Consider the following 9,815-nt stretch of genomic DNA (forward strand, 5'->3'; position numbering starts at 1 on the left):
TCAGTCCTCGGGCGCCGGTACGCGCCCCGTGGGCTCCGGTTCCGCCGTGGGCAGGAACCGGCCGATGAAAACCTTGTAGAGACCCGCGCCGAGCACGCCACCGACCAGGGGGCCGAGGATCGGTACCCAGAAGTAGAGGTTCCCGTACTGATCTCGCCATGCTCCGTCGTACCCGGTGAGGAAGCTGGCCAGTCGGGGGCCGAAGTCGCGGGCCGGGTTGATGGCGTATCCCGCGTTGGTGCCGAAGGCCATGCCGATCGCGACCACGACCAGGCCGATGACGAAGGGCGCCAGGTTCGCGCCCGGCGGCGAGTTCAGCATGTCCGTGAGGGCCATGATCAGCAGCAGCAGGATGGCGGTGCCGATGACCTGGTCGCGAAAGGCCCCCCACTCGTGCACCGGGAGAGCGGTGTTCCCGTTGGCGGGGAGCGTGGAGAACACGAACTGCGTCTTGACGGTGTGGCCGGGGTCGGCCTTCGCGAGCGCCTCGGTGTAGTTCCAGCGGACCAGGAGAGCGGCCACGAACGCACCGGCCGTCTGGGCCAGCGCGTAGGGAAGCACCTTGCGCCACGGAAAGCCCTTGAACACGGCGAGGGCGACGGTCACCGCGGGGTTGATGTGGGCACCGCTCAGCCTCGCCGCCACGTAGACGCCCAGCGTGACGCCGAGCCCCCACGCCCAGGAGATGCTGTCGTGGTCCCCGAGGCCGCCCTCCGGATCCGTCAGGGCCCCGCCCGCGACCACTTGGGCCACCACGCCGCAGCCGAAGAGAATGAGGACCATTGTGCCGGCGAACTCGGCCGACAACTCACCGATCAAGCCGGACCTTTTGAGCCGCTCAGCCATGGAAGCTCACCTTCCGCCGGCTGAACCGGCCGTCGACTGTCCGACCCCCTCAGTCGTCACATTAAGGTGATAAGCGGCAACCCGCACATAAAGCACATCCGTCTGCTCGGGCGCCGCTCGCCGTCGGCCGGTGTCGTCCCGTACCGGGGCGATGACGGCGACAGCGCGGTCGGTCGGGCCGAAAGGGTCCTTGGCACTGTCACCCGCGGCGGCGGGCGCCGGGTCCGACAGCGTCCGCGGCGTGCCGGCCCGGCGCCCCGGCACCACTCGGTCATCGACCGGCTCGCCGTCACCGGCCCCGGCCAAGGGTGACCGGAGGGCCCGTCCCTCACGGGCCGATGGGCATCCGGCGCTTGTGGTCGGTCAGCCGGTAACGGGTGACGATCTTCTCGAAAGCCTGCTCCTTCACCGGCCTGCCCTCCAGGAAGTCGTCGATGTCCTCGTAGCTGACTCCGAGGGCGTCCTCGTCGGCCTTGCCGGGGTCGAGGGTCTCCAGGTCGGCCGTCGGGACCTTCCGGACCAGCTCGGCGGGCGCGCCCAGCGCGTCCGCGACGGCGCGCACGCGGCGCTTGGTGAGGCCGGTCAGCGGGACCAGGTCGGCGGCACCGTCGCCGAACTTGGTGAAGAAGCCGGAGACCGCCTCGGCGGCGTGGTCGGTGCCGACGACCAGGCCGTCGTGCGCGCCGGCCACGGCGTACTGGGCGATCATGCGCTGCCTGGCCTTGACGTTGCCCTGCACGAAGTCCTGGTGCCGGGCGTCGCGGAAGGTCACACCGCCGGCGACCAGCGCCTCCAGCGCGGCGTCGCTCGCCGGCTTGATGTCCACGGTGAGCACGTGGTCGGCCTTGATGAAGGAGAGCGCGAGCTGGGCGTCGTGCTCGTCGGCCTGGACCCCGTGCGGCAGCCGCATCGCATAGAAGCCCGCCTCGTGACCCCCGGCCCGCGCCCGCTCGACGGCGAGCTGGCACAGCCGGCCGGCGGTGGTCGAGTCGACACCGCCGCTGATGCCGAGCACGAGGGAACGCAGGCCGGTGGAGGTCAGCCGCTCGGCCAGGAAGGCCACCCGGCGTTCGATCTCCCGTGTGGCGTCGAAGGTCTCCTCGACCTCCAGTTCCCGGGCGATCTCCAGTTGCAGGGCGATGGACGCCGGCTCGCTCAATTCCGCTCCTTGTTCGATTCACAGGGGGGCTTCTCACCCACCCTACCCAGAGGGGCCCGGCGGATCCGGGCCGACCGGTGCGTGGAGCGCGACGTGCGGGGTGGCCGTCGGCAGCCACCCCGCACGTGTGTGGGTCAGCTCAGCGGTTCCACCCGGATGTCGCGGAACCGGACCTTGTTCCCGTGGTCCTGCAACCGGATCGCCCCGGCGGCCGGCGTCTCCGCCCTGCCCGACGCGGTGGGTCCGTCGAGGGCGATGTCGTCGTGGACCTTCTCGCCGTTCCACGCCACCGTCACCCGGGCGTCGGCGGTCTTGCGCCCGCTGTCGTCGTAGCGTGCCGCGCGGAAGACGATGTCGTACGTCTGCCATGTCTCCGCGGCCGTCGCGGCGTTGGTGTCGGGCGCCTTCTTCAGATAGATCGCGCCGGCCTCGTCCGTGGCCGGCGAGGTGTCACCGTGGGAGTCGAGGATCTGCAGCTCGTAGCGGTCCTGGAGGAAGATGCCGCTGTTGCCGCGGTCCTGTCCGGTCACGTCCGGCGGCAGCAGCGGCACGCGGAACTCCACGTGCATCCGGAAGTCCTGGTAGGCCTCCTTGGTGCGGATGTCACCGCAGCACACCTCCATCGACGTCTCCTCGGCCAGTGGCCACGCCACGCGCCGCCCGTCCGTGTGCTGCCACTGCTCCTGCGAGGCGGCGGTGCCGTCGAAGAGCGCGACGCGGGCACCGTGCGGGCGCACGGTGATCAGGTCGAGGTTGACATGGCCGGTGTCGCCCGGGTCGTACCGGTAGGACACGGTGTTGTGGCCGGCGCGCAGCCTCAGGCGTTCGGTCCGCGTGGACCAGGAGTCCCAGTCCCCGGTGGAGGCGAGTTCCGTCTGCCGGACCTTCTTCCCGTTGGCGTACAGCGAGAGCGACTTGGTGCCCTCGAACGGGTTCGGTCCGTTGGAGTAGCGCAGGCCGACGTCGTAGGTGCCCGACTTCGGGACCGTCACGTCGAACGTCGTGGCGGCCTTGCCCTCGGTGTCGTACCGGTCGACGAACCCGCTGCCGGAGTAGCCGACGTGGTCGGTGTCGACCCCGGCCGTGCCCACCAGGCGCGCCTCCTCGGCCTCGTAGAGGGTGGCGGGCGGCGGCTGCTTGCCGGGCATCTCGTTGAGCGTGTACCAGGCCTCCGTGCTCCAGAGCGTCTCACCGGACGCCGAGGTGAAGGGGCGCGGGGAACGCACGTGCACCACACGGTCCGGCTGGAGGCCGTCCAGCCGCAGCCGGACGGTCCGGCCGTCCTTCGAGAGGGTCGCCGAGCGTACGGACAGCTCCTCCTCGGCGATCTTCGGGCCGCCGTAGTCGGCGGTCGGCGTGTAGTGCCACTGCTCGGCCCGGTAACGCGCGGCGAGCTCCGCGGCGGTCTCCTCGGAGAGCGGCTGGGTGTACGTCAGGTCGAAGCCGCCCGGCACGGCACGCATCTTCTGGATGTCGAAGGTGTTGCCGCCGTTGGGGGTCAGCTTCTGCAGACCGAACCTGAGCTTGCCCTCCTGGCCCCAGTTGCCGTCGGCGCCCAGGCCGCCGGCGTAGATCGCTCCGTCGGGTCCGACGGTGATGCGGTTGACGCCGGCCTCCAGGCCCTGGGTGTAGCGGAAGACCGCGCCCTGGTACTGGCCCTTCACCTTCTCCAGATAGGCGCGTTGCAGGCCGCCGTAGGTGACGTCACCGATCAGCATCTGGCCCGCGAACCTGCCCTTCTCCAGATACAGCGGGGTGGAGGGCGAGTTCCCGATCTCGTTCTGCGGCAGCCACAGCACCGGTTCGGTGACGGGGGAGTCCTCGAAGGGGCCGGCGGGCTCGGTGTAGTGGTTGAAGAAGCGGTCCTGCTTGATCTGGACGAGCTTCGAGGAGGGCAGCCAGCCGCCCTGGTTGTCGGTGGTGAAGAGGCCGCCGCCCGGGCCCCAGCCGATGCCGTTGGGCGTGCGCAGCCCGCCCGCGATCGGGCTGATCTTCCCCGTCTTCTTGTTGACCTTGTACGTTGTTCCCCGGCCCGGCGCGGGCTGCGGGCTGGTGGTCGCGCCGCCGAGGTCGATGGCGACGGAGAGGTTCACGTAGAAGTGGCCGTCGCGGTAGAGCAGACCGAACGCGAACTCGTGGAAGTTGCCTCCGTACGGCCAGGTGGCGACCGTGCGGTACTCGTCGGTCACGTCGTCGTCGTCCCGGTCGACGAGCCGGGTCAGTTCGTGCTTCTGCGAGACGTAGAGCGAGCCGTCGACGTACTTGATGCCCATCGGTTCGCGCAGCCCGCTCGCCACCTTCTTGACGGTGACCTTGTCGCGGCTGGTCTCGCCGGTGACGTTGTCGAGCAGGTACACCTCTCCGGCAACGTTGTCGGTGCCGCCCCAGGTGCTGATGGCGAGGCGTCCGTCGGGCAGCCAGTCCATGCCGCTGACCTGCGGCTCGAACCCGTCGGGACGCAGGTCGGTGAGGGTGAGGTCGGGGCGTACGGAGGTCAGTGGCAGGCCGTCGCCGGGGGTGTCGCCACCGGCCTCGCACTCCTTGCGGCCCGGTGCCGTCACCCGGACGACTCCGGCGTCGGTACTCAGGGCCTCGCGGGGCACGACGGTGAACTCGCTCTCGCCCGGCGGCATCCAGGAGAGCTGAAGCCGCTGTCCGCCGCCGCGGTCGAAGTGCTCGACGCGCAGCGGATGCGCTCCCGCGGTGAGCTCGACCGTGCCGTCCTTCGGCTCCGCGCCGTGCAGCCCGTCGTGGTCGATCACCGTGGCGTCGTTCAGGCTCAGCCGTGAACCGTCGTCGCTGGTGAGCCGGAAGACGTAGGTGCCGTCACGCGGCGCGACCAGGTAACCGGAGGCCTCGGAGACGAAGTTGTCGGCGATCCCGCCGAAGTCGGCGGTGCTGGACCAGTCGACCGTCGGCATCAGTTCGTCGTGGTTGGGTGTCTGGCCGGGCTTGAGGGTGCACAGCTCGTTCAGTGGCGTCTGTACGTCGAACACGCGCAGTGTGACGCCGGGTTCCTGCGGCGGTATGTCCGCCGGAGCGGCCGAGGACGCCGGAGCGGCCAGGACGCCGCCGACACAGACGGCCGAGGCCAGTAACAGGATGAGGTGTCTTCGGGCACGCGAGAACAGGCGTTGGCGCATTGGTCCTCCAGGGCATGGGGACCGGACCGTGCCGGAAATCGTTCCGGTCTCGTGCGGTGGGACTGCACTTCCGCCGCCAAGGTAGGAGACTTCCGTTTGACATGTCCATACTTTGTCACCGATGTGTTCAAAGTTCTCGGAGCCCGTCCGGCTCCGAGAGGACCGTTCCGCTCCGGGGACACCGCCCGGGTCAGCGGCCCTTGCGTACCCGGGCCGCCGCGCGGGCCTCCGCGGCCTTGCGGGCCTCGGCCGTCTTGCGGGACTCCTTCGCGGGCCGTCCCGAACGCGCGCCGTGGCCGCGGAAGGGGATGTTGCCACCGCTGGCCCGCGCCCCGTCCGGCGGGCGCTTCGCACCGGTGATGGCGGTCAGCTTCGCTTCGCCGGAGCGCACCGGAGTGATGGTCGGCCGGATCCCGGCGTCGGACATCATCCGGTTCACCTCGCGCCGCTGCTCGGGCGTGACCAGGGTGACCACACTCCCGGACTCTCCGGCGCGCGCCGTGCGCCCGCCGCGGTGCAGGTAGTCCTTGGCGTCGGCCGGCGGATCGACGTTGACGACGAGGTCGAGCGCGTCGACGTGGATGCCCCGCGCCGCCACGTTGGTGGCCACCAGCACGGTGACCCTGCCCTCCACGAACTGGGCGAGTGTGTGGGTTCGCTGCGGCTGCGACTTCCCGCTGTGCAGGGCGGCGGCCCGCACGCCGCTGTCCCGCAGGTGGCGGGTGAACCGGTCCACCCCGGCCTTGGTGTCGAGAAACATCAGCACCCGGCCGTCCCGTGCGGCGATCTCCGTCGCGGTCGCGTACTTGTCGGCGGGGTGAATGGTCAGTACGTGGTGTTCCATCGTGGTGACCGAGGCCGACGCCGGGTCGACGGACACGACCACCGGGTCGTGCAGATGGCTTCGCACCAGCTGGTCGACGTCGCGGTCGAGCGTGGCCGAGAACAGCAGTCGCTGCCCGTCGGCGGGCACCTGGTCCAGAATGCCCGTGACCTGCGGGAGGAACCCGAGGTCGCACATCTGGTCCGCCTCGTCGAGTACCGTGATCCGCACGTTGTTCAGGTGGCAGTCACGGCGCGACACCAGGTCGGCCAGGCGCCCCGGCGTCGCGACGACCACGTCGGCGCCGGCGCGCAGCTCGGCCGCCTGCCGGTTGATCGCCAGCCCGCCCACCACCGTCGCCAGTCGCACGTCGAGCGTCCGCGCGTACGGCGTCAGCGCGTCGCTCACCTGCTGTGCGAGTTCCCGCGTGGACACCAGGACCAGCGCGAGCGGCCGTTTCGGTTCGGCCCGCCGGCCCGCGGTCCGGACGAGCAGGGGGAGCCCGAAGGCCAGCGTCTTGCCGGAACCGGTCCGGGCGCGGCCGAGGACGTCGCGGCCGGCCAGCGCGTCGGGCAGGGTCGCCGTCTGGATCGGGAACGGCTCGGTCACGCCCAGGCCGGTCATCGTCTTCAGTAGCGACGACGGCAGCCCGAGCGCGTCGAAGGACGCGGCCGGCGGCCGGTCCGCCGACTCCGGTGGCGTTGCCGTCCGCCGGGATGTGCCGGCCGGGGAGGTTTCGGGGGGTGACGACGGGTGCGGGTTCATGGGCGACCTTCCTGATCAGGCGCCCGGAACGCGACCGGGTCCGTACCCCTCGGTACGGACCCGGGCGCCTCAAAGCGTGGGGCCCAGTTTACCAGCGGGCGCCTACTTGGACTCGACCCGTCCGAACGGGTTCGGTCCGGCCGTCAGGTCGTCACACGCCGTCTTCCAGGCGGGCGTCCGGCCTCGGGCGACCCGAAGCGGAACGCTGTCCCGATTAATATACGGAACAGTGCCCCGCTTAGTCAACGCCCTTGAGGGGGGAGGGCCGACCGGTGTGGTCGCGCGGCGACGGTGCGGGGTCAGCGCCCGCTGTGCGCCGCGTGAACGCGGCGGTGGCTCCAGGCGAGCAGGGCGAACAGGATGACGCCCGAGATGATCAGGCTCGCTCCGGTGCCCCATCCGGAGAACGGCACCTGGGGCAGCAGGCCCCACGCGAAACCCGCGCCGATGAGGAACAGTCCCACCAGGACCGAGCCGGCGATACGCCACGGGGAGGAGACGCTCTCCTCGGCGGCCCGCATCGCCTGTTCGCGGACGGGGGCGACGAACCGGTCCAGTGCCGGGACGGCGCGCGCCAGCAGCACCATCCCGGCGAACACGAGCAACAGGCCCGGCCCGGGCAGTATCAGCAGGGCGACGCCGAGCACCACCAGTACGGCTCCGAGGGTGCCCAGGACGGCTCGCCGGATCGATTCGACACTGCGCGCCATGTCGCCCCACCTTCCTGGGATCGGCGAGAACGCCGGTTTCGTCGACTTGCTCAACCTTAGGCAGGCGTCGAGGTGCGGGCGATTCCGTCCGGACGGGCCGTTCGCTCGCTTGCCTGGTCAAATTTGACTAGAGTGTGACGCATGGCCGAGAAACCCATTCCGATCCTGCCGTGCCGGACGATTCAGCCCGTTCTCGACTTCTACACCTCCCTCGGATTCGAGGTCACGTTCCAGCAGAAGAGCCCCAATCCGTACGCGGCGGTTCGACGCGGTGACCTCGAGCTGCAGTTCTTCGGGATGAAGCAGTACGAACCGGCTGGGTCGTTCAGTACGTGCTACGTCCTGACCGACGACGTCGACGGGCTTCACGCCGCCTTCCGGGCGGGGCTCAAGGCGGCGTACGGGAGAGTACCCACGCGAGGGCTGCCGCGTATCGGGCCGCTCAAGTACATGTCGTACGGCGTCCGACAGTTCCTCATGACCGATCCGGGCGGCAACTGTCTCCGTGTCGGGCAGCGGACGAGCGAGGACCGGCATCACCGGCGCGCCCCCGAGGAGACCTTCGCCCGTGCCCTGCACCACGCTTCCCTTTTCGCGGACTCGAAGGACGACCCCGCGGGCGCCGCCAAGGTCGTCGACCGGGTGCTCGACCTCCGCGACGAGCGGCCCACGCCGGCGGAACTGTTCCGCCTCCTCGTGCTGCGAGCGGACGTCGCCGGGCGCCTGGGTGACGAAGCGACCGCGACGTCGATGCTCGGCAGGGCCGCCGCGGTCCACCTCACCGCCGAGGACCGGGAGTCGGTCCGCGACGACCTGGAGCGCCTCGGCGAGCTGCGCGGCTGAGGGCGGAGGTGTGGGCGTGGGCCGCGCACGGAGCGCCTGCGGCCCCGGCCCGTACGGCCGGGCGGGGGCGGTACCCCGGGTGGTGGTCGGCATGGCAAGCTGTGGTCCTGTTGTCCGAACCCAGGAGGTCACCATGACTGCAGAGTCTTCATCGCAAGCAGGTTCGGAGTCGGCCGACGTCGAGAGCCCTGCTCTGACGCCCGACGAGAACGGCCAGTACGACCTGAAGGGGAAGTTCCGGGAGGCGCTGGAGCGCAAGCGGGGCAAACAGGCCGAGGCCGCGGCGATCGCCGCGCACACCGACGCGTCGAAGATCCGTGGCGCACATGGTCCGGCTGCGAGCCAGCGGTCGTTCCGGCGGAAGAGCGGCGGCTGACGGCGCCGGCGCAGCGTTGTGCGAGGGCCCGACCACGGCACGCCGGTCGGGCCCTCGCCCGTGCGGCCCGCGCACGCCGCCTCGGCCTCGCGGTGTCGCGTCTCCGGTACCTCCCGGCCCCGCCCCGTGGCGAGATGTCGTCAGGGCCGGCTGGTCAGGTAGCCGCCCATGGAGGTGAAGTACCCCGTCGCGGACAACTCCCGCCCGTCCTCCGTCCGTACCCGCGTGATGGCCAGGCCCTGGTTGTGGCCGGTGCGCGCGTCGGCTCCGGCGACGATCACCACGCCGTCTCCCTCGCGGTAGAAGACGCGGCCTGGCGTCCCGCCGTAGCGACCCCGGGACACCACGGCGGCGAGGACCTCGAGCCGCCTGCCCCGGTGGAAGGTGAAGGCGCTGGGATAGGGCTCGGACTGGGCACGGACCAGGCGCTCCAGGTCCGCAGCCGGCCAGGTCCAGTCGATGCGGATGTCCTCGACGGACCGCTTGTGGAAGAAGCTCGCCAGGGACCGGTCCTGCTTGGTGAACTCCGTCTGCCCGGCGGCGATGAGGTCCAGCGCGCCGGTGGTGACCGGAGCGATGAGGTCGACGGTCCTGTGGAAGAGGTCGGTGGCGGTGTCCGTCGGTCCGACTGGTACCGCCTCCTGCCGGACGATGTCGCCGGCGTCGAGTTCGTCGTTCATCATGTGCGCGGTGACGCCCACTTCGGACTCGCCGTTGATGAGAGCCCAGATCACCGGGGAGAAGCCGGCGTACTTCGGCAGCAGTGAGTCGTGGACGTTGAGCGTGCCGTGACGCGGGAGGCCGAAGACACGCGGGGGGATCCACGTCCGCCAGTTGTTGGCCACGATGATGTCCGGGGCGGCCTCCTCGAGACGCTCGAGCAGCTCGTCGTCGTCGGGGCGGTCGCGGATCAGTACGGGAACGCCGTGCTCTTCGGCGAGGTCGGCGACGGAGTCGCTCCAGATCTTCTCGTACGCGTGTTCACTCTTGGGGTGCGTCACGACCAGCACCACGTCGTGTTCGGAGTCCAGGAGGGCTCGCAGGGTGCGGTGCCCCCAGGTCTGGTAACCGAACATGACGACCCGCATGGGGTTCCTCCTCGAGGCAGGGAACAGTCCGGGCAAGTAAAGCAAGGCTTACCTTAGTGCGT

The 9,815-nt window shown here is 70.4% G+C and carries 8 protein-coding genes; 2 read left to right on the forward strand and 6 right to left on the reverse strand.

The annotated features are described in order from the left end of the window. The 5 genes from ABEA26_RS19920 to ABEA26_RS19940 all read right to left on the reverse strand — a co-directional run bounded on the left by ABEA26_RS19920 (nucleotide 1) and on the right by ABEA26_RS19940 (nucleotide 7,446). Nucleotides 1-846 (reverse strand): MIP/aquaporin family protein, encoded by an 846-nt coding sequence (locus ABEA26_RS19920; protein ID WP_345594024.1) that lies wholly within the window; start codon nucleotides 844-846, stop codon nucleotides 1-3. A 328-nt stretch (nucleotides 847-1,174) separates the two neighbouring features. Next, nucleotides 1,175-2,005 (reverse strand): ammonia-dependent NAD(+) synthetase, encoded by an 831-nt coding sequence (nadE, locus tag ABEA26_RS19925; protein WP_345594025.1) that lies wholly within the window; start codon nucleotides 2,003-2,005, stop codon nucleotides 1,175-1,177. A gap of 134 nt (nucleotides 2,006-2,139) precedes the next feature. Then, nucleotides 2,140-5,148 carry a 3-keto-alpha-glucoside-1,2-lyase-like domain-containing protein gene (locus tag ABEA26_RS19930; protein ID WP_345594026.1) on the reverse strand — a complete coding sequence of 1,003 codons (3,009 nt, stop codon included), beginning with the start codon at nucleotides 5,146-5,148 and terminating at the stop codon, nucleotides 2,140-2,142. A 190-nt stretch (nucleotides 5,149-5,338) separates the two neighbouring features. After that, entirely contained in the window at nucleotides 5,339-6,736 is a 1,398-nt protein-coding gene (locus ABEA26_RS19935) for a DEAD/DEAH box helicase (RefSeq protein WP_345594027.1), read from the reverse strand. A 299-nt stretch (nucleotides 6,737-7,035) separates the two neighbouring features. Continuing rightward, the gene (locus ABEA26_RS19940) at nucleotides 7,036-7,446 is read right to left on the reverse strand and encodes a PGPGW domain-containing protein (RefSeq protein WP_345594028.1); all 411 of its coding nucleotides are present in this window, start codon (nucleotides 7,444-7,446) and stop codon (nucleotides 7,036-7,038) included. Between the two features lie 141 nt (nucleotides 7,447-7,587). Here ABEA26_RS19940 and ABEA26_RS19945 point away from each other — a divergent pair, with 141 nt between their 5' ends. Continuing rightward, nucleotides 7,588-8,289, forward strand: coding sequence for a bleomycin resistance protein (locus ABEA26_RS19945; protein WP_345594030.1), 702 nt, complete (start codon nucleotides 7,588-7,590; stop codon nucleotides 8,287-8,289). Nucleotides 8,290-8,422: 133 nt separating this feature from the next. Beyond that, on the forward strand, nucleotides 8,423-8,665 hold the full coding sequence (locus ABEA26_RS19950; RefSeq protein WP_279560964.1) for a DUF5302 domain-containing protein: 243 nt from the start codon (nucleotides 8,423-8,425) through the stop codon (nucleotides 8,663-8,665). A gap of 140 nt (nucleotides 8,666-8,805) precedes the next feature. Here ABEA26_RS19950 and ABEA26_RS19955 read toward each other — a convergent pair whose 3' ends face one another. Then, nucleotides 8,806-9,753, reverse strand: a complete 948-nt coding sequence (locus tag ABEA26_RS19955; RefSeq protein WP_345594034.1) for a methionyl-tRNA formyltransferase — start codon at nucleotides 9,751-9,753, stop codon at nucleotides 8,806-8,808. Nucleotides 9,754-9,815 lie beyond the last annotated feature (62 nt).

This window comes from Streptomyces marokkonensis, from assembly GCF_039539045.1.
GTDB classification, from domain to species: domain Bacteria; phylum Actinomycetota; class Actinomycetes; order Streptomycetales; family Streptomycetaceae; genus Streptomyces; species Streptomyces marokkonensis.

Coding starts and splice junctions, on each gene's coding strand:
- ABEA26_RS19920 (WP_345594024.1), bottom strand. CDS start 846: ATGGCTGAGCGGCTCAAAAGGTCCGGCTTGATCGGTGAGTTGTCGGCC.
- ABEA26_RS19930 (WP_345594026.1), bottom strand. CDS start 5,148: ATGCGCCAACGCCTGTTCTCGCGTGCCCGAAGACACCTCATCCTGTTA.
- ABEA26_RS19935 (WP_345594027.1), bottom strand. CDS start 6,736: ATGAACCCGCACCCGTCGTCACCCCCCGAAACCTCCCCGGCCGGCACA.
- ABEA26_RS19940 (WP_345594028.1), bottom strand. CDS start 7,446: ATGGCGCGCAGTGTCGAATCGATCCGGCGAGCCGTCCTGGGCACCCTC.
- ABEA26_RS19945 (WP_345594030.1), top strand. CDS start 7,588: ATGGCCGAGAAACCCATTCCGATCCTGCCGTGCCGGACGATTCAGCCC.
- ABEA26_RS19950 (WP_279560964.1), top strand. CDS start 8,423: ATGACTGCAGAGTCTTCATCGCAAGCAGGTTCGGAGTCGGCCGACGTC.
- ABEA26_RS19955 (WP_345594034.1), bottom strand. CDS start 9,753: ATGCGGGTCGTCATGTTCGGTTACCAGACCTGGGGGCACCGCACCCTG.